We start from the raw sequence: 19,336 nt of genomic DNA on the forward strand, positions 1-19,336 counted from the left end.
CCTCGTCCACCGCCCAGGAACGCCGTACTCACCTGGAACGGCAGCAAGCCGAACCGGCGCGCCGTCGTGAACCAGCTCCTCGCATTCGCCCGCGTCAAGTACGTTCCGCACGGTCGCGACATCGCCTGGTGCGCGGACCGCCTTGACGAAGGCCAGGAACTGTCGGTACCGGTGATCCCAGGGGCGTAGCAGTAGCGGACCATGGGCGCTTCGACCTCGGTGATGGTGTCGTTGCGGTCGCGATGTCCCGGAGTTGGAACTTCGTCTTCCCTTGGAGTGGCACGGAGCCTCGGGCCGTGTGTAATTCCCCTTGATCTGAAGGGGAATTCGCCCACCCATGGTCATCGCTGATGCTGTGTGTTCGCGCTGCATGACATTGCGTCACCTCTCGTTCGTGGTTGCAACTTCCATGCATGTGTGATTTCGATCACTGTTGACGGGTTCTGATCATCGCTACATAGTGAGGCGACTTGTGTGCAATCTGTGAACGGGTGAGGCGGAGTTGTGACCGGTGGGGTGGGTCGGCGTGTGCGCCGAAGAGTGGGTGTGACGACCCTCGTCGCGTTGATCGCCGGTCTGCTGCCTCAGGTTGCTGCGGCCGGGGAGAGTTCGACGAGCGGCGAGCTGTCGGCGTCGGAGAGGGCCGCTCGTTCGGGGGAGGCGGTCGAGGTTGTCTCGGAGCGGACGGAGTATTCCTCGACGGCGGCCAACCCTGATGGGACGTTCACGCTGACCCGGTCGACGGCTCCGCAGCGGGTCAAGAAGGCTGACGGTTCGTGGGGGAGTGTCGACGCGACGCTTGAGCGTCGATCGGACGGCTCTGTCGGCCCCAAGGGCGCGGTCGTTGATCTGGCATTCTCCGGAGGCGGAAGCGGCAAGGACCTGATCCGCCTCGGGGACGAACGGGGATCGCTTTCGCTGGGCTGGGCGGACTCACTCCCCGCGCCGGCACTTCAAGGTCCGACGGCCACCTATGCGGAGGTGTTCCCGGGCGTCGATCTTCAGCTGACGGCCACGGCCGAGGGCTTCCGTGAGGTGCTCGTCGTCAAATCCGCCGAGGCTGCGGCGAGTGCCGAGCTGGAGCAGATCGAACTCAGCACCACGGGGCAGGGATTGACCGTCCGTCCAGGTGCGGGTGGTGGTCTCCAGGCCCACGACGAGGACGGCAACGTTGTCTTCAGCGGTCCCGCCGGCCAGATGTGGGACTCCGCCGGGGAAGACACCGAGGATCTACCGGCGCAGCGCCTCACCGGAGTTCGGAAAGCGCTGGGACCGGTGGCCGCTGAGGATGAAACCGCTCATCCGGGCAAGGGTGACGCCAGCGCCATCCTGCCCGTGCGGGTGGACGAAAGTGCAGTCGCGGTCGAGCCGGATCTGGAACTGCTGCGTGGTGACGACACCGTCTATCCCGTCTACATTGATCCGCCGATAGGGCTGGGGGACTCGGAGCGGTCGGTGATCTCCTCCGACGGCGACCGGTTCTGGCAGTTCGACGGCGAGTACGGAGTCGGCCGCTGCGCCACCGCGGCACCCTACTACTGCACGCTCGGCGCGTCTTACACGAACCGGATGCTGTTCGAGTTCTCGCCGGCGAACCTGGCCGGCAAGAGGGTGCTGGACGCCACGTTCCGGGCACGCGAGACGTGGTCGTTCGACTGCAACCCGCACTGGGTGGACCTGGAGCGCACCAACAACATGACATCGGCGACGCGTTGGCCGGGACCCAAGCAACTGGATCAGATGGGCGACCGGAACGTGTCCGCCGGGCGCGGCACGGCGTGTGATCCGGACCAACCTGATGCGTGGATCGAGTTCAACGACAACACCTCCGAGTCGGACGAGAACCTGACCTCGACTGTGCGTGCATTCGCCGACGGAAAATTCCCACGCCTGACGCTGATGCTGCGCGCGAAGGACGAGGGTGACGCGAGCGCGTGGAAGCGCTTCGACGACAACGCCGAACTCCAGGTCATCTACGTTCCCAAGCCCGGGGTGCCGACGAGCACAGGGCTGATACCGGGCAACGGCACGGTTTCGTACTGCGCCACCTCCGCGGTGAGCCCGACGATCGCCACCCGCGCCGACCCGATTGTCCAGGCCAGGACGCAGACGCTTGTCCAGCCCAAGGGCTCCGACTTCACCGGCGCCCTGCGGACAACGTTCCTGATCGAGCGGCAACAGACCGACAACACGTGGGTGGGCAACTGGAGCACCGTGACGCCGTCCACGGGATTCCGTCCGGACGACCACCTGGAGAAGGTGCGTCTGCCCGCCCGTTCGGACGGCACGCTGTACCGGATGAAGGCGCGGACCGAGTCGTTCTGGACGACGGGCGGTGTGACGTCGAGTGTTTCTTCGCCCTACGCGCGCTACTGCTACTTCCGGATCGACTCGAAGGCGCCGAGCGCACCGCAGATCACGGCGCAGGGACCGTATATGGGGTGCGTCGAGTGCGTGGGCGAAGGGACGCCTGGCAAGCCGGGTACGTTCACGTTCAAGCCGGACCCGTCCGACACGGACATCAAGAACTACCAGTGGCGTCTGCTGACCATGCCGGCGGGCGAGACACGCCAGGTCACTGGTGCTACGGCGGTGGTCAAGGACGTCACCCCCACGCTGGCCGGTGAGCAGGTGCTCAGTGTGCGGGCCGGTGACCTGGACGCAGATGGGCGGGTGCGGTTCGGTCCGTGGGCGGAGTTCGCGTTCAAGGTCGCCGCTCCCGAGGGGCCGGTCGGTCTCTGGCACTTCGACGATGCCCAACCGGGTTCGACGGTCGTCACGGCGAAGGACAGCGCCACGGCCGGAGTCCGTCACCACGTGACGCTCCGCCCCCCGAATACGGCGGGAAAGGGTGCGTTCTGGTCGGTCAAGGGCCGGCGGGGGACAGGTGACTATTCTCTCGGCCTCAACGACGACTCCGGTGAGGCTCAGGAGACCGCCTACGCCTCGACAGCGGGCCCGGCGGTGAACACGAAGGACTCGTTCACGCTGTCCGCATGGGTGCTGCTGACGGACACGCAGAAGAGCGGCACGGTGGCCTCGGCTCCGGGCGCCTTCGGGTCCGCCTTCCAGCTCTACTACTCGGGCACCACGAAGAAGTGGGTGTTCGCACGGGTGGCGGCCGATGTGGCCAGCCCGGTCATGGTGCAGTCGCCGGCCGTGGCCGCCAACCCGCCCGGGGAGGTCTGGACGCATCTGACCGGTGTGTTCGACACGCACGACGACACGGACAAGACGAACGACACCATCCAGCTGTTCGTCAACGGGCGCCCGCAGGGCTCCCCGGTGAGACTCTCCGCGGCCAATCCTGCGTACACACCGGTCACTTCCACCAAGGACATGCTGATCGGACGCTCCCCGGCGGGCGAGTACTTCTCCGGCCGGCTGGATGAACTCACCCTCTGGCAGAGCGCGCTCACCCCGGACATGGTCCGTCAGGACAGCGCCGCGCTCTCTCCGGAGGGGGCGCCGGCCACCGAACTGGTCGGTTACTGGGACACGGCATCGGCGGCCGGCGGACGGGTGGAGGAGTGGACGGACTACACGTCCCCGGCCATGACCATCTCGGCGACCGGGGCGGTGCCACGCCCCGAGGAGAACGAGCTCGATCTCGACGGCGTGGCAGGCTACCTGACCACCGACGGTCCTGCGGTGGACGAGACCGGCTCCTTCACCGTCACGGCGAATGTGCAGGTCGACAAGGCCCTGATGGAGGCCAAACCCATCGGCTACCGAGGCCAGGTCTTCAGCCAGGCCACCTCGAAGGGCAGCGAATCGTCGTGGGCGCTGTGGGTGGAGAAGACCGACCCGGACGGTGACGGCATCGCGTCCTACTACTGGAAGTTCGGGCGCACCGGTACCGACGCGAACGGTGCTGTGGCCGGGCAGGCACAGGTGGTATCCGAGTTCGAGGCGGAACTCGACACCTGGGTCCAGGTGACCGGGGTCTACGACGCCAACGAGGCCGTGGACACCGGATTCGGCACCACCCGTCTGTACGTGAGCCAGTCCGAGCAGCCTGCGGCCGACGATGCCTCCTTCGTCACGCCGATGCAGGGGTCGGGCGCGCTGTCCTGGGGACGAGGCTCGTCCGGCGGAAAGACCGGGAACTACCTGCCGGGAGTTCTGGACGAAGTGCGCGTCTGGACCGGGGCGATGACAGCCGACCAGGTCAGCACCAAAGTCATGGGCGACCCGGGCGCCGAATAGGCCGACGTACCGAGGCGACAGCCCTTTTCCTGTCGCCTCGGGTCGGTCTTGCGGCAGTTCACCGAAGTCTTCTGCAGCATCACCAGACGCCCCGGGCACGGACGGTGGCGGTCCGGAACATGTGCCGTCCTGATGAAGGCGGCTGGAATGGGGAGCGGATCCGATGAGGGGCAACCACGGTACGGCTGGCGGCGGCGGACCGCGCGTCAGGATATGGCTGCGACGCGTCGCCGTGGTGACCGGATTCGCCCTGATGCCGGGCCTCCTCAGCCCGGTGGTGTTCGCGGACGATCCCGCACCGCTGGGCGCGCCGAAGCTGGCGGCACCGAAGGCGGCGGAGGTGACCCCGTTCACCGCGAAGGTGAACAAGAAGCAGGCCGCCGTGATGAAGAAGGCCGCCGACACCCACCGCAGGGACACTGCCCGCGCGAAGAGCGATCGGGCCACGACCGTGACCTGGCCGCAAGCCGGACGTACGACGCTGACTCCGTCGGCCACCGGCGCCGCGCGGGGTGTGGCGGGTGGGCTTCCCCTCAACCTGACTGCCCCCTCTTCGGCGGGGAAGAAGCAGAAGCCGGTCAACGGAGCGGTGAAAGTCACCGTCCTGGACCAAAAGCAGGCCGCCCAGCTCGGGATCAAGGGCGTCGCCCTGACCGTCACCGGACCCGCCACCGGCGGCACCGCCCAACTCGGTCTCGACTACAAGAAGTTCGCCTCCGCCTACGGCGGTGACTGGGCCGGACGCCTCCAACTTCAACGCCTGCCCAACTGCGCGCTGACCGACCCTGCCGCATCGAAGTGCCGCACCCGCACACCGCTGGACTTCACCAACGACCGCGCCCACGGCACTGTTACCGCACCGGTTGCCTTCGCGCCCGCCGCCTCACCGGGCGGGCGGACCGTGGTCCTCGCCCTCGCGGCCGGCAGCGAATCCGGTGCGGGTGACTACAAGGCCACACCGCTCTCCGCCTCGTCCACCTGGGAAGCCGGCGGCTCGTCGGGCACCTTCACCTGGTCCTACCCGCTCCGAACTCCCCCTGCTGCGGCCGGGCCCGCACCGGATCTGTCCATCTCCTACGACTCGGGCAGTGTCGACGGCCGCACAGGCTCGACGAACAACCAGGGCACCGCGATCGGCGAGGGCTTCGACATCACCTCGTCCTACATCGAACGCAAATACGGCTCGTGTGACGACGACGGTCAGGACGACAAGTTCGACCAGTGCTGGAAGTACGACAACGCCTCCGTCGTCCTGAACGGCAAGGCCAGTGAACTCGTCAAGCAGGACGGCAAGGGCGGCGCACCCGGCGAGGCCGATGAGCCCGGTGTCTGGCGGCTCAAGAACGATGACGCCTCGACCGTCACCCACTCCACCGGCGCAGAGAATGGCGACGACAACGGCGAGTACTGGACCATCATCACGGGCGAGGGCACCAAGTACGTCTTCGGCCTCAACAAGCTCGACGGCGCACCGGCGGACGAGCGCACCGACTCGGTATGGACCGTGCCGGTCTTCGGCGACGACTCCGGCGAGCCCGGATACAAGGACGGGACCAGTTTCTCCGGCCGGGACAAGAAGCAGGCATGGCGGTGGAACCTCGACTACGTCGAAGACACCCGTGCCAACGCGATGTCCTACTGGTACGACTCCGAGACCAACTACTACGACAAGCTCGGCGACGACAACACCGGCACCGCCTACACCCGCGGTGGGTGGCTGAAGGAGATCCGCTACGGCCAGCGCGCCAAGGCCCTCTTCAGCGGCAGCCCCGCAGCGTCGAACAAGGTCGTCTTCTCCTACAAGGAGCGCTGCGTCGCCACCGGCACGGGCTGCGACTCGCTGACCGAGGACGCCCGGGACAACTGGCCCGACGTGCCCTTCGACGCGGTATGCAAGGAGAGCGACAAGTGCACCGGAAACGTCGGCCCCAGCTTCTTCACCCGCAAGCGGATGACCGCCATCTCCACCTACGCGTGGAACGCGGCAGCTCCCATCCCGGACTTCGCCCCGGTGGACACCTGGGCGCTCAAGCAGCAGTACCTCGACCCGGGCGACACCGGTGACTCCTCCGACCAGTCGCTGTGGCTGGACGAGATCCGGCACACCGGCCGGCACGGCACCGAAATAGCCTTGCCCCCGGTCACCTTCACACACGAGTTTCTCGCCAACCGAGTCGACGGTAACAGCGACGACATACTGCCCCTGCACAAGCCGCGCCTGTACACGATCACATCGGAGACCGGCGCGCAGTCGGTGGTCAACTACCTGCCGGCCGACTGCACCGCCGGACAGGCCAAACCGGCCGTCGACACCAACACCAAGCGCTGCTACCCGGTGTACTGGTCCCCGAACGGCGAGAAGACACCGATCCTCGACTGGTTCCAGAAGTACCCGGTCCAGGCCGTGTCCACCACCGACCCGCACGGCGGATCCGAGGCCGTCGAGCACACGTACACCTACACCGGTGGCGGGGCCTGGCACTACGACGACGACCCGATGGTCAAAGAGAAGGAACGCACCTGGTCCTCCTGGCGCGGCTTCGGACAGGTCACCCACGTCACCGGCCGCCCCGGCAAGACGCAGTCCAAGTCCGTGACTGTGTATCTGCGCGGCATGAACGGCGACCGTGTCCTCGGATCCGACGGGAAGACCCCGCACGCGACCGACCGCAAGAGCGTCACCGTCACCGGTATCAAGGCGCCAGGGATCACCGACGCCGACCAATACGCCGGATTCACCCGAGAGTCGGTCACCTACAACGGCGCCCAGGAGGTGAGCGGCCAGATCAGCGACCCCTGGTCGAAGAAGACCGCCACCCAGCACAAGTCCTACGCCGACACCGAGGCGTACTTCGTCCGCGTCGCCGCGACCCACGACCGGACCAACATCACCACCACCGGCACCCCGCGCGACCGGATCCGTACCACCACGACGACCTACGACGACTACGGCATGCCCGAAACCGTCGACGACAAGGGCGACAACGCCGTCACCGGCGACGAGAAGTGCACACGCACCTGGTACGCCCGCAACGACACCGTCGGAATCAACAACCTCGTCGCCCGCACCCGCACCGTCGCCCAACCCTGTGCCACCACGGACACGGCACTCGACCTGCCCGCCGACTCCACCCGCCCCGGCGACGTGGTCACCGACACCGCGACCTCTTACGACACCACCACCTGGACAGCGGAGCAGAAGCCCACCAAGGGTGAGGTCCGCTGGACCGGCCGGGCCAAGTCCTACGGCACGGACAATCAGCCGGCCTGGCAGAAGACCACGACGGTCACCTACGACGCGCTCGGCCGCCCGCTCACGGTCAAGGACACCAACGACGCCACGACCGCTACCACCACCTACACCCCGGCGGAGACAGGTCCTCTCACCGCCACCACGGTCAGCAACGCCAAATCTCACCGTGCCGTTTCGTCGCTGGACTACGCGACCGCCGCTCCGCTGAAGGTCACCGACCCCAACAACAGAATCACCGAGTCCACGTACGACGCGCTCGGCCGCATCAAACAGGTATGGCTGCCCAACAGCCCCAGATCCGGCGGCAAGAGCCCCAACTACGTCTACGACTACGGCATCACGGCCACCGACCCGCCCTGGGTGTCCACCGGCACCCTGCAAGGTGACGCAGCCGGCTACAACACCACCTACGAGATCTACGACTCCCAGCTGCGCCCGCGGCAGACTCAGTCGCCCTCGCCGCTCGGCGGCCGGGTGATCGGCCTGACGATGTACGACGACCGCGGTCTCGCCGTCTCGTCCCAAGGGGACATCTGGGACGACAAGAGTGCGCCGACCTCGGTCATCGCCCAGACCGAAGGCGGCCAGGCACCAGTACAGAACGACACCACCTACGACGGGGCAGGCCGCGCGGTCAAGGCGGTCACGATGAACTTCGGCCGAGTGCGGTGGAGCACCGAGACCGCCTACACAGGTGACACCGTCACCAACACCGCGCCCACCGGCGGCCAGGCCACCGCAGTCGTCACCGACGCTTTCGGCCAGACCACACAGCGCCGCGAATACGCGGGCACCCAGCCGACCGGTACTGGCTTCACCACCACGGACTTCACCTACGCGCCCGATGGACAGCAAACGTCTGTCAAGGGCCCGGACCAGGCCAGATGGGCTTACACCTATGACCTGTTCGGTCGCAAGGCCAGCTCCACCGACCCCGACACGGGCACCACCACCAGCAGCTACAACGAACTTGACCAGGCCGTCGCCACCACCAACGCCCTCAGCAAGACCCTCATTGCCGAGTACGACACCCTCGGGCGCCGGACCGGGCTCTGGGACGGCGCCAAGGCAGACACGGACAAGCTCGCCGCCTGGACCTTTGACACCCTCGCCAAGGGGCAGGGTGACACCTCGGTGCGCTACGAAGGCGGCCTGACCGGCAAGGCTTACACCACCAAGGTCACCGCCTACGACCCCTTGTATAACGTCACTGGCAGCCAGTTGGCGCTGCCCGCCACTGACCCCCTGGTCACGGGGGGAGTGCCCGACACCCTCAACTTCTCCACCGTCTACAACGTCGACGGGACTGTCCGTCAGTACACCAACCCCGCCGTGGGCGGCCTCCCCGCCGAGACGGTCTCCAACAAGTACAACGACCTGGGCCTCCAGACCACCGCAGGTGGCACCGGCGCCTACCTCAAGGACGCCACCTACTCCGAACTCGGCGATCCGCGCCAACTCACCCTCGCCACCAGCCAGAACCTCACCCTCACCTACGGGTACGAACCCGGCACGCGTCGTCTGAAGAGCTCCGTCGTCAGCGACACCGCACATCCGGGCCGGATGCAGGACCTCAACTTCACCCAGGACGACGCCGGGAACATCACCTCGATCTTCGACGCCGCGACCCAAGGCACCGGCGGCACGACGAAGACTGACAACCAGTGCTTCACCTACGACGGCCACCGCCGCCTCGTCGAAGCCTGGACCCCAAGAACATCCGACTGCGCCACCACCGGCCGCACCACAGCCAACCTCGACGGCGAGGCTCCCTACTGGTCCAGCTACACCTACACCACGGGCGGCCAGCGCAAGACCGAGACCAAACACACCACCACCGGCAACAGCACCACGACATACGCCTACGGCACCCCGACCGGCCAGCCACACCCCCTCGCCAGCACCACCGGGGCAAAGACCGGCACCTACACGTACGACAAGACCGGCAGCACCACCAGCCGTCCCGGTGTCCAGGCCCAGCAGACCCTCACCTGGAACAGCGAAGGCAAACTCGCCACCACCACCGAACCCGCCGCCGGAACCAAGCCCGCCACCGGCACCAGCTACCTCTACGACGCCAGCGGCGAACTCCTCATCAGCCGCAACACCAAGGGCGACGGCGACACCGTCCTCTACCTCGGCGGCGGCAGCGAAGTCCGGCTCACCACCAAGGGCGCAACTAAAACCCTGGCCGGCACCCGCTACTACACAGCCGCCGGCCAGACCATCGCCCTCCGCACCGTGACCCTGGGGACAACCGGCAGCAAAGTCTCCTTCCTCGCCGGCGACCACCACGGCACCTCCAACCTCGCCATCGACGCCGCCACCTCCGTAGTCACCAAGCGCTACACCACCCCCTTCGGCGCTCCCCGCGGCAGCGCCGCCACCACCTGGCCCGACGACAAAGCCTTCCTCGGCAAACCCGCCGACACCACCACCGGCCTCACCCACATCGGCGCCCGCGAATACGACCCCGGCGTCGGCCAGTTCATCAGCATCGACCCCGTCCTCGCCCCGGACCAGCACCAGTCCCTGAACGGGTACGCCTACGCCAACCAGAACCCGGCCACCTATGCGGACCCCACGGGCCTGTGGATCGACAACGGAAACGGCCAGTCGGAGATCCGCGACGACGGCCACGGAGACCACAACACCCTCGACCCCACCACCGGCAAACACGGAGACGACCAGTGGCCCATCCCCGGCGGCAGTGGAGGCGGTGGCGGCACCGCATCGGCCCCCGGCGGCGGAGGCGGCGGTGGAGGCAAGGGCGGTGGTTGCGGCTTCTGGGACGTTAAGTGCGGCCTCGACCAGTGGAAGAACGGAATATCAGACGTTTATCACGGGACCGGAGAAGTCTTTTACGGGCTCATAGGTAATGTCCCGTACGCCGCAGAAAATTTCGGCGTGCTGGTCGATTCCGACTGCTGGAACGGCGGTGCGGGCGCCCCCGGATGTGACTACGGAAGCCAGTATGACAACTGGATCAAGGACCAAGGAATAGACACATCCAGCGACGCCTATCAGGTGCCGAGTGCCTTGCTTGCAATTTTCGGCGGTGCCTTGGCTGGAAAGAAGAAAGCCCCCAAGGCGGATAAGTGCAGCTTCAGCCCCACCACCGAAGTGCTCATGGAAGAGGGCGAAACAAAGAAAATCGCCGATATTGAATTGGGTGACAAGGTCGAGGCAGGCAACCCGAAGACCGGAAAACACGACGGGCCCCGCTCGGTCACGGCCACTCACATCAACTACGACGACGACCTCATCGACCTCACAGTCGAGACCAGCCCAGGACACTCGACGATCATCGAGACCACCTCTCAGCACCCCTTCTGGGACGACACCATCCGTAAGTGGGTTCCTGCCGAAAAGCTCACCGTCGGTCACGCTCTCATCACCAACAGGGACAAGAGTGTCGAGGTGAAGCAGGTCCGCGCCGTTCCGGGCGCGGCCGACATGTACAACCTGACGGTCAATGACCTCCACACGTACTATGTGCTGGCGGGCGAGACTCCGGTCCTCGTTCACAACTCAAACTGCGGGCCCTGGACCTCTTACCGGAAATTCGATGACGATGGTCATCCGGTAGATAGAACCCAAGTGCCAACGAATGAAGCTCTCGACGCGGCGGAGAGGTGGGTTGGGCCCGGATATTCCGAACCCGTGAAGGGCAGTGGGCGATACGTCTCAAAGGACGGCACGCGCGTTGCCAGGATGGGTGAATCGGATATCACAGGACAGCACGGCGGTGGTCCTCACATGAACTTTGAGCGAATGGTGCCGAATCCAAGGAAGCCCGGAAAGTCAATGGTTGTAGAAAATCGACACATCTACCTCAAATAGAACCTGCAGGCCGGGGGGCCGCCGAACGAGACCTCGACGGCTCCCCACTGCGTAGCCACAGGAATGGTAGTAGCGATGGATCGTGTGATCGATGTTCCAGAATATCGAGTCGGCGAAGGACTGCACTTCGCCTGGGACGATGATTTTGAAATTGAATTGACGGTCAGATCGGCGGAGGTGGTCATCAAGGCGAATCGCGCCGGATTGACTTCACTGGCACGTCATCTACTGACTCTTGCTCAGCAAGGTGTTCATGGAGGTTCCCATATTCACCTAACGGCGGATCAAGAGATCGAATCTGAAATCGACCTCATTCTTGAGCGGGTGGAGAAAGATTGATCTTCTTGTGTCTGGCAGGCCGTTGACGGCAACGGGTGACGGCAACGTCGGCGGACTGTTCGCCGAGCATGGTGCGGCGCCCACGCGCGATGGCACCGAGCGTCTGCGCCATGCCCGACACCGCCCAAAGCGAAAGGCATCGACACTGAAACGCACGTTCCGGGGTGGCGGGGGCCGTCCGTGCTCGGTCAGCGGGTGAGCTGTTCAGAGTTTCTTTACTGATTCAAGGCGGTCCGCTGGCGCGGCCCGCGCGCGCTCCGGCCCTGCGGGGCCGCCGCCCGCTCCTGTCTCCGCCCCGCAGCCGACGGCCCCGCCGGTCCGGGCGCGCAACAGCCAGCACAGCGAAGCACCTGGGGCGCTGCCCCAGACCCCGGCCCTCCCTCCGAGGGGCACGGGGTCCATGTGCGGGTGCGGCTTCGTCGTGGTGAGTGGTCGTGGGGCGCGGGCGGGGTCCCTCGCCGCCCGGTCACCGGAGGCGTACCAGGAACCCCCGGGGGCCGCCAAGGCCGAGCGCACGCGTCACGATGTGAGCCTTGGCGGCCCCCGGGGAACCCTGGCACGGCGAAGCTGCCCGACCGACGAGGGACCCCTCCCGCTCAGACCCGGATGCTGCCGGGGCCGGCAAGGCGGCGGTGCGTGCCACGTCGGGGTGGGTATCTGCCCGATAGCCACCGGTTATTGCGCCCGTCCGGCGTACCGTGGCGCTGGAGGCGGTGAACGCGATGACTACGGAACTGGCCGACAACGTCCGCAAGTACCGGCGCCGATCCGGACTGAGCCAGGAGGAACTGGCCCACGCCGCAGGCGTGTCACCGGGCACTTTCCGCAAGATAGAGCAGGGCGGCACCGTCCGCATGGAGACCCTGCACATCCTCGCCCGCGCCCTGGGCGTCACCACCGCGACGCTGCTGGCACCGGACGCCCCCGAGCCGGTCAGCCGCGCGGAGGACGCGAACCGGGTCCACCTGATCCAGCTCCGCGCCGCCCTCACTCCGCCGGTAGGGATCGCCGACGACCTGGCCGGCGAGCGGGCCGCGGAGGAGCCGAACCTTCGCCGCTTCCGCCGGGCCGTGCAGGACGGGGCACTGCTGTACCACTCCGACAGCTACAAGAGTGTCGCCTCCCAACTCCCCGCACTCCTGCGGGACGCCAACAGCGCGGTCGCCTACTTCGACAGCGGCGAAGAACACCGCCAGGCCGTCCTGGCTCGCGCCGAGACCCTCCAGCTGGCCGGGCGCTACCTGACCCAAGTGCGTCAGTACGACCTCGCCTACACCGCTCTGTCCGAAGCCATCACTGACGCCCGCCATGCCGGAGAGCAGCTCACCGGCGCATCCGGCGTGATCGGTATGTGCTGGCTGCTGCTGCGCCAGGGACGGCTGGAGGAGGCCGAACAGCTCGCTGCCCGCACCGCCGATCTGATTGAGCCCAGGCTGTCCCGGGCTACCCCGGACGAATGCGCCGCGTGGGGATGGCTGGCCCTGCGCGCGGTCGCTGCCGCAGGCCGCAACAACCGCCCTCAGGAAGCCCGCCACTACCACCGCATGGCGAACACGGCAGCCGCCGCCGTCGGCAGGGAGCACACCGGATCGTTCTTCCGCCACTGGACCACCTTCGGCCCGCTCACCGTCGGCATGAAGGACGTCGAAGACGCCATGATCCTGGGCGACGCCCGCACCGTCGTCCGCAAATCCAGCCAGGACGCTATGTCCCCCAAGGCGTGGAAGAACACCGGACGCCCCAGCGACGACAACTGGAACCGCCATCGCATGGACGTCGCCCGCGCCCACGCCCGCACCGGCGACCTCACCGCCGCGATGGACGAACTGGCCGACGTACGCCGAGCGTCTCCCCAGTGGCTGCGGCACCAGCGGATGGCAGCCGAGACCATGCAGGAGATCCTGAAGAAGCGCAAGCGCACCCTCACCGCCGAGATGCGTGAGATGACCGCCTACCTGGGCGTCGTCGGATAGCTACCACGCAGCGTGGCGCTTCGCACACAGTCAGTCCTCAACTAGCCTGTTCTGTACGTGGAGTGACGAACTGTCAGGCGTCTACGGTCACCGTATTCCTATCAGCGACCCAAGGTCGGGGGTACACGGTGAGCCAGCCCAGGAGTGACGCGGACGCATGCGTCGCAGGGAGTTGTACGACGCGTCCTCGGGAATCGCAGGCCCCCGCCTGCTCCCGTGGACCACCCCCGAGGGAAAACCCTGCTACCTCAGCACCAACGGCACGGGCTACCTCACCAGCCTCGCCGACAGCGTCGAAACCGTACAACTCGACATGGGCGAGGAACTGCTGACGTACGCCCGAGACATCCTCGCCCCAGGCGCGAAGGCGGTCTCGGGCACCGAGTACCGCTGGATCGCCTGCCGACTGACCGAAGCCCTCACCGACGCCCTCCGGGTCGCCGACTCCCGCGGCCGGCGCATCCCCGATCCGGACGATGCAGCCGACGGTGCCTGACCCGGCAACCACCGCCGCACCCGGCCAGGACGTCACGCGTGGGCGCTACCGGTTCCGCGAGTACCACGTGACCACCGCCGCCGACCCCATGGCACTGCCCGCCTATGAGGCGCTCTGCGTCGCCGGCGAGGAACACAACTGCGGCGCCGAATCCGGCACCCTCCACACCCCGGACGAGCTGACCCGCTGGATCGCCCAACACTGCGCCCGAACCGGCCACCAGCACTACGAGCAGACGATCCGAGCCATACTCCCGTGCCGAGCCCGGCACATGGCAGTAAGTCCCCCTGCCCCAGCACTCCGGCCCGCACCTTCTGACGGCAGTAGTGACGGCAACACCCACGGATTCCCCCGCACAACCACGGACACCAGCGGAACCCGAAACCACCGCTGATCTGCGAATACGCAGATAGAGAGGTGCCGCGTAGCACACGTACTATGTACTCGCCGGGGACGCTCCAGTTCTTGTGCATAACAGTGGTCCCGGCTGTGGATCTGCGTGGATTGATTCGAACAGTATTCCCCACCACTTCAAGCACGCTGAAGACTTCGGAATCATGGGGAAAGAAAGCAAGGCGACCAAGCAAGCGTTCGTTGGCGCGATAGGGGACTTTGTGAAGAACCCTGGGAACGTTCAGATCGCGGGAACCTATCGGGGAACCCCGGCTCGGCATTACGTGGATCTGAATTCAGGACGCCACGTCTCTGTTGACCTCGATAGTGGAAAGATGCTAGGCGCCTGGAAGTCCGATCCAGGATCAGACCAGTTCTGGTACCTGACGATGCATGGGAAGCTGTAATGGCCAAGCTAGAGCCGTTCCTGGTGCTTGCCTCTGCGGTCGCAGAGGGGAGACTGTCGGCGATTGATTTCTCGACTGTGTGCCTTCCCCTGTACAAGCACTATTCGGGATCTTATCCGTCGCCCGATCATTACCAGTTGGCCACTGACCTGTTTTATCTGGCGCATGATCACTATGCGGGTGAGGGTGATCCAATCCCGGGCACTCTTAGTGATGCTCAGGTGCAAGCGGGGGCGGCAGAAATTGTGCAGCGGATGCGTTCGCTTCTGCGCTGACGCGTGTTCGAAACAAGGGCCTTCGTCACACGAGAAGGCGGGCCTGCGTGAGACTCGAAATGAGTCTCTTTGAGGCGCAGGCCCGCCTTGACGGCAGTAGTTGACGGCAACGTCAGCGGACGGTGGCTCCGCACAGCGGCGGGTCATCGCCGCTGTCGCGGGCCGACTCGTCGTTGGCAGGGCCGTCAAGGGCGGCGCTGAGAGTGTCGATGGCGTGTCGCTGGAGGCGGAGTCGGACATGGGCGTAGACGGTGACGCCGATGTGGGCGTGGCCGAGAAGTTCCTTGATCACGACGAGTTCGACGCCCTGTTCCAGGAGCAGGGTTGCGGTGGAGTGCCGGAGGTCGTGGAAGCGGATACGGCGGAGGCCGGCCTTGCGGAGGAGTGTGGTGAAGGTCCGGGTGAGGTTGGTCGGGTCGATCGCTCTTCCCCGCGGCGTGGTGAACACGTACCCGTTGTGCTGCCACTCGGCCTTTTCGTAACGGCTGAGCATGGCGGACCAGCAGTCTGTCGTCCGCATTGCAAGGGCACGATTCGGGACGAGTTCCGTCCGGTCCATGGCTACAGAGCGACCCACGCGAACGGACGTGCCGGACCGCTAATGCGCCGGCCCGGCACTGTCAGGTTCTGTTTCTCCTCTCCTGTCAGACGGGAACGGCCCTCTTCCGCTGGTGCTCTTGGGCGCTGCTCAGCGCGTCCAGGAATTCCACAGCGAAGCCGATGGGTATGCAGGAGATGTAGACGCGGCCGGCGCCGTCCTCGCCGAGTTTGACCTCGTACTCTCCGCCGGTCATCTCGTCGTCGTAGTTGTAGGTGCCGGGACCTTCGTCCTCCAACGGGCCGTCGGCGCCGTCGAACCAGGCGATCCCGAAGAGGGCGTCGACTGCCTCGGCGATATCCGGGTTGGGCACGGCATCCAGTTCGACGGTGGCCCTGATGTCGTCGTCCACGCAGATCCGGCCCTCGCCGACCTCGTTGGGCCGCTCGATCGTGAGGGTGACTGGGCAGCAGTACCCGGGTGTCTTGGACGCGCCCAGGCCGGGCAGCGCGACACTGAGCGCGTTGACCGCGCACTTCTGGACGTTGTCGTATGCCTCCTTCCAGCGGACGAGCTCCTTCTCCACTTCGAGTTTCAACGGTCATCTCTCCTTCTTCTGATCGGACTGCACCGGCCTCGCGGATACGAGCACCAGGTGTGATGCGGCGTATCCACCCTCAGGCGGATACGCGCGATCGAGGAGCCGCCGCCGCTGACGGTGACGGCTGTGCGACGCGGGGACGCGGTACGACGGCGGGGGTGCCTGTCGTACGTGATGCTGGCCTCTGGCCGCCAGAGGCAGGGTGCGGGAGAGGCGGGCGGAGTGGGTGTCGGCGTTTGCGGCGGCAAGGTACAGCGCGGCGACGTCGTCGGGCGCGAACCGCCCTGATTTCGCTGCGGCGTCGGCGACCTTCCTGGCGTGGACGGCGACCTCTCCGTACGGACCGGCCGCCGGTCCCGGCCCCGTGGGCAGGTCGTTCGGGGGGAGCTTGTGCCAGGCGGTCCGGAACTCGGCCACGCGGGGATGGTCGGACTCCCTCAGTTCCTGGCCCATGGGCGTGTCCATCCAGTTCCGGAACGCCTTGGCCAGGTCCCGGGTGGCGTCGACCGCGTCGGCCCGCGAGGTGTAGGGCAGGCCCTTCCCGGTCCGCAGCAACCGGCAGACGGTCTGGTTCTGCTCCCGCAGGCGTTCCCGCGCCTTGTCGGGCAGGTCCTCCACCGACTGCGGTTGGGCCTTCTCGCTGTAGGTGAGCGCCGCGTCGCCGAGGTCGACCGGGGCTTCCGCCGACGGCAGGGCCGCTCTGCTGTCGCGCAGGCGGTCGGCCAGACGCGTGGCCTGACGGGCGATCCCCTCGCAGACCCGGATGGACACGTTCTTCCAGAAGTCCTTGAACCGGCTGTCCGACGAGAGGGCGGGCTAGCGAGCCCCGGCCCTCTTTCTGATCGTGTCCCACAGGTGCCGGGCGGCGCAGCGGATCGTCTGGATCTTCTGCCACTCGGGAAACGCACTCAGCGTGTCAGCGTGAGTATCGGCGGCCTCCAGGGCGCTGCTGACCTTGTCGGCGGCCTCCTCGGCAGGGCCGGACCGTATGCCGCCGGGAAACTCGGGGGGAGCGGGCGGTGGTGGCGCGATGGAATCCCATCGGGCACTTTCGTCCGCAAGCGTCCGGTCCAGCATCCGCATGTCGCTGCGCACCGCCGCGGCGGCGTCCCCTAGGGGATCGCCGTCTTCGCCGCCAACGCGGTCTTCCCACGTTTGCCAGAAGGTCTTGTGCTTGTCGTCCTCGAGGGCATCAGGGGGCGGCTGCGGTGCGGACCTCACCCGCCAGAGGGGAGCGCCGTCCAAGGGGTCGCGCATCACGTCACCTTGTCGATTCAGCTTGCCCGGAGGCAGCCCGTCCCCGGGCCACAGCGGTATGAATCTGGTTGCCCCTTGTACGTCCCGCGTATGGGCGCCGATTCCGCGGGGGCGGCCGTTGCCTCCGGCGTTGGTCCTGGGGTGACCGGCTTGGCGCCGTCCCCGGGAGTGGCGGTTCGTCGCCGACGGTGTTGACCTTCTCGGTGCTCGGCGGACCGTCGGTCGCGGTGCCGAGCGTATCGATGGCCTGGCGTTGGAGTCGGAGGCGTACGCGGGCGTAGGCAGTAGCGGTGACGCCGATGTGGGCGTGGGCGAGCAGTTCCTTGATGACGACGAGTTTGACGCCCTATTCCAGGAGCAGGGGCGCGGTTGAGTGGAGGAGGTCGTGAAAGCGGATACGGCGGAGTCTGGCTTGGTCGAGGAGTCGGTGGAAGCGGCGGGTCATGTTAGCGGGGTCGAGTGGTCTGTCGGTCGCGGTGGTGAAATGATCAGGTAACTCCGTGCCCTTCGTAATCGACCTGAGCGACCTCGTAACACTGTGGGGCGCGGTTGAGCTCGTAGTGACTGCGCAGGCTGTCGTTTGAGCTTAGGTCGGGATGAAGTTGTAAAGGTGGCGCAGTCGCTTGGGGGCAAGGGGCTGAGATGAGCAGCCACTCCGTGTCGCTGATGGGTGCGAACGCCCCCCATCGGGGCTCTGGTGGCGGGGGGGGGATCAGGACTTCCTCGGGAGAGTCGTGGCGGACACGCTTCCCTCGAGTACGACCATGAGTTGACAGGCCGCGATGACGGTCAGCGCGATGCCGGGCCGTCCCTCACGGCGGGCCGCACCCGGCTCGCGTTGTGCTTCTAGTTGAGAGGTTGTCACTACGGATCCCCCAAGTGAATTAGTGAACGGGCGCGTTCACTGTGTCGTCCACGGTAGTGAGTCCCCGTCAGTGAACGCAACCGTTCACTGTGACTGCCGTCTGAATCTTTGCCCGATGGAGAACTTGCTGATGGTTACTTCACGCTCGGCGGCCACCGCTCGGTCGCGGACGGTGGTGCCGCGACGTCGCGGGCCGGTGCTGGAACGCGCGATCCTCGACGCCGCGTTGGAGCAATTGAGCACGGTGGGCTGGAACGGCCTGACGATGGAGGGTGTCGCCGCGGAGGCGCAGACCGGCAAGGCCGCGGTCTACCGGCGCTGGCCTTCCAAGGAGGACCTCGTCGCCGACGCGCTGGCGGCCGGGCTCCCCTCGCTCGACGACGCGCCCGATCTCGGTGGAGTCCGTGACGATCTCTACGAGTTGACCCGGCTGCTCCGGGACGCGATGTACTCACGGCCCGGGTGGGCGCTCCGTGCGGTCCTGCACGAATGCGACCAGTCGTCCTCCGGCCGTTTCCAGGCGCTGATCATGAGCGTCGTGATCGAGCCCTCGGCCAACCTGTTCGGCGAGGTCGTGCGTCGGGGTGTCCGGCGGGGTGACGTGCGGCCCGACGCCACCGGCTCGCTCGTCTTCGACGTCATCCCGGCGTTGCTGATGTACCGCTCGAAGGTGCGCGCCAGCGAATGGCCCGACGAGGAGATCGCCCGGCTCATCGATCAGGTCGTGCTGCCGATGCTCCGGCCGTCCTCGGACTGAAGGCCGACCGGGGGCGGACCGAGGCCGAACTGAGGGCGGACCGACGCGGGGCCGCGCGCCGGCCCCGGGCGTCGGGTGGCGGTCGCGGGTCCCGCGTGCCGTACCGGCCGTACAGCCTTGCGGCGGCGGC

Annotated in this window: 11 protein-coding genes and 2 pseudogenes; 8 read left to right on the forward strand and 5 right to left on the reverse strand. The window is 66.7% G+C overall.

Going from position 1 to position 19,336, the window contains the following annotated elements; all coding sequences use genetic code 11:
- The first annotated feature begins 546 nt into the window (after positions 1-546).
- From ACFT9I_RS29260 to ACFT9I_RS29290, 7 genes are all read left to right on the forward strand, one after another.
- Positions 547-4,209 (forward strand): LamG domain-containing protein, encoded by a 3,663-nt coding sequence (locus tag ACFT9I_RS29260; protein WP_382569125.1) that lies wholly within the window; start codon positions 547-549, stop codon positions 4,207-4,209.
- Positions 4,210-4,372: 163 nt separating this feature from the next.
- Positions 4,373-11,305 carry a polymorphic toxin-type HINT domain-containing protein gene (locus ACFT9I_RS29265; RefSeq protein WP_382569127.1) on the forward strand — a complete coding sequence of 2,311 codons (6,933 nt, stop codon included), beginning with the start codon at positions 4,373-4,375 and terminating at the stop codon, positions 11,303-11,305.
- 75 nt (positions 11,306-11,380) lie between these two features.
- Complete coding sequence (locus ACFT9I_RS29270; protein ID WP_382569129.1) at positions 11,381-11,644, forward strand: hypothetical protein; 264 nt, start codon at positions 11,381-11,383, stop codon at positions 11,642-11,644.
- Between the two features lie 722 nt (positions 11,645-12,366).
- Positions 12,367-13,617 carry a helix-turn-helix domain-containing protein gene (locus ACFT9I_RS29275; protein ID WP_382569131.1) on the forward strand — a complete coding sequence of 417 codons (1,251 nt, stop codon included), beginning with the start codon at positions 12,367-12,369 and terminating at the stop codon, positions 13,615-13,617.
- A 157-nt stretch (positions 13,618-13,774) separates the two neighbouring features.
- Positions 13,775-14,113: a hypothetical protein gene (locus ACFT9I_RS29280; RefSeq protein ID WP_382569133.1), complete on the forward strand. Its 339-nt coding sequence runs from the start codon at positions 13,775-13,777 to the stop codon at positions 14,111-14,113.
- 467 nt (positions 14,114-14,580) lie between these two features.
- Positions 14,581-14,913, forward strand: a complete 333-nt coding sequence (locus tag ACFT9I_RS29285) for a colicin D domain-containing protein (protein ID WP_382569135.1) — start codon at positions 14,581-14,583, stop codon at positions 14,911-14,913.
- Complete coding sequence (locus ACFT9I_RS29290; RefSeq protein ID WP_382569137.1) at positions 14,913-15,188, forward strand: hypothetical protein; 276 nt, start codon at positions 14,913-14,915, stop codon at positions 15,186-15,188. Before ACFT9I_RS29285 ends, ACFT9I_RS29290 begins: the two co-directional genes overlap by 1 nt.
- 112 nt (positions 15,189-15,300) lie before the next feature.
- Here ACFT9I_RS29290 and ACFT9I_RS29295 read toward each other — a convergent pair.
- The 5 genes and pseudogenes from ACFT9I_RS29295 to ACFT9I_RS29315 all read right to left on the reverse strand — a co-directional run.
- Positions 15,301-15,654, reverse strand: a pseudogene (locus ACFT9I_RS29295) (tyrosine-type recombinase/integrase); the annotation flags it as partial.
- Positions 15,655-15,832: 178 nt separating this feature from the next.
- A complete protein-coding gene (locus ACFT9I_RS29300; protein ID WP_382569138.1) occupies positions 15,833-16,324 on the reverse strand; it encodes a hypothetical protein in 492 nt (163 codons plus the stop codon).
- Between the two features lie 3 nt (positions 16,325-16,327).
- Positions 16,328-17,098 (reverse strand): hypothetical protein, encoded by a 771-nt coding sequence (locus ACFT9I_RS29305; protein WP_382569140.1) that lies wholly within the window; start codon positions 17,096-17,098, stop codon positions 16,328-16,330.
- A gap of 45 nt (positions 17,099-17,143) precedes the next feature.
- Positions 17,144-17,584, reverse strand: a complete 441-nt coding sequence (locus ACFT9I_RS29310; RefSeq protein ID WP_382569141.1) for a hypothetical protein — start codon at positions 17,582-17,584, stop codon at positions 17,144-17,146.
- 208 nt (positions 17,585-17,792) lie between these two features.
- A pseudogene (locus ACFT9I_RS29315) lies at positions 17,793-18,068 on the reverse strand (tyrosine-type recombinase/integrase); the annotation flags it as partial.
- A gap of 511 nt (positions 18,069-18,579) precedes the next feature.
- Here ACFT9I_RS29315 and ACFT9I_RS29320 point away from each other — a divergent pair.
- Entirely contained in the window at positions 18,580-19,206 is a 627-nt protein-coding gene (locus ACFT9I_RS29320) for a TetR/AcrR family transcriptional regulator (protein WP_382569143.1), read from the forward strand.
- The last annotated feature ends 130 nt before the right edge of the window (positions 19,207-19,336 follow it).

Source organism: Streptomyces sp. NPDC057137 (assembly GCF_042670825.1).
Taxonomy (GTDB): domain Bacteria; phylum Actinomycetota; class Actinomycetes; order Streptomycetales; family Streptomycetaceae; genus Streptomyces.

Bases quoted from the DNA above. Each gene is read 5' to 3' on its own strand.
- ACFT9I_RS29265 (WP_382569127.1), top strand. From the start codon at position 4,373: ATGAGGGGCAACCACGGTACGGCTGGCGGCGGCGGACCGCGCGTCAGG.
- ACFT9I_RS29270 (WP_382569129.1), top strand. From the start codon at position 11,381: ATGGATCGTGTGATCGATGTTCCAGAATATCGAGTCGGCGAAGGACTG.
- ACFT9I_RS29275 (WP_382569131.1), top strand. From the start codon at position 12,367: ATGACTACGGAACTGGCCGACAACGTCCGCAAGTACCGGCGCCGATCC.
- ACFT9I_RS29280 (WP_382569133.1), top strand. From the start codon at position 13,775: ATGCGTCGCAGGGAGTTGTACGACGCGTCCTCGGGAATCGCAGGCCCC.
- ACFT9I_RS29290 (WP_382569137.1), top strand. From the start codon at position 14,913: ATGGCCAAGCTAGAGCCGTTCCTGGTGCTTGCCTCTGCGGTCGCAGAG.
- ACFT9I_RS29310 (WP_382569141.1), bottom strand. From the start codon at position 17,584: ATGCGCGACCCCTTGGACGGCGCTCCCCTCTGGCGGGTGAGGTCCGCA.
- ACFT9I_RS29320 (WP_382569143.1), top strand. From the start codon at position 18,580: ATGGTTACTTCACGCTCGGCGGCCACCGCTCGGTCGCGGACGGTGGTG.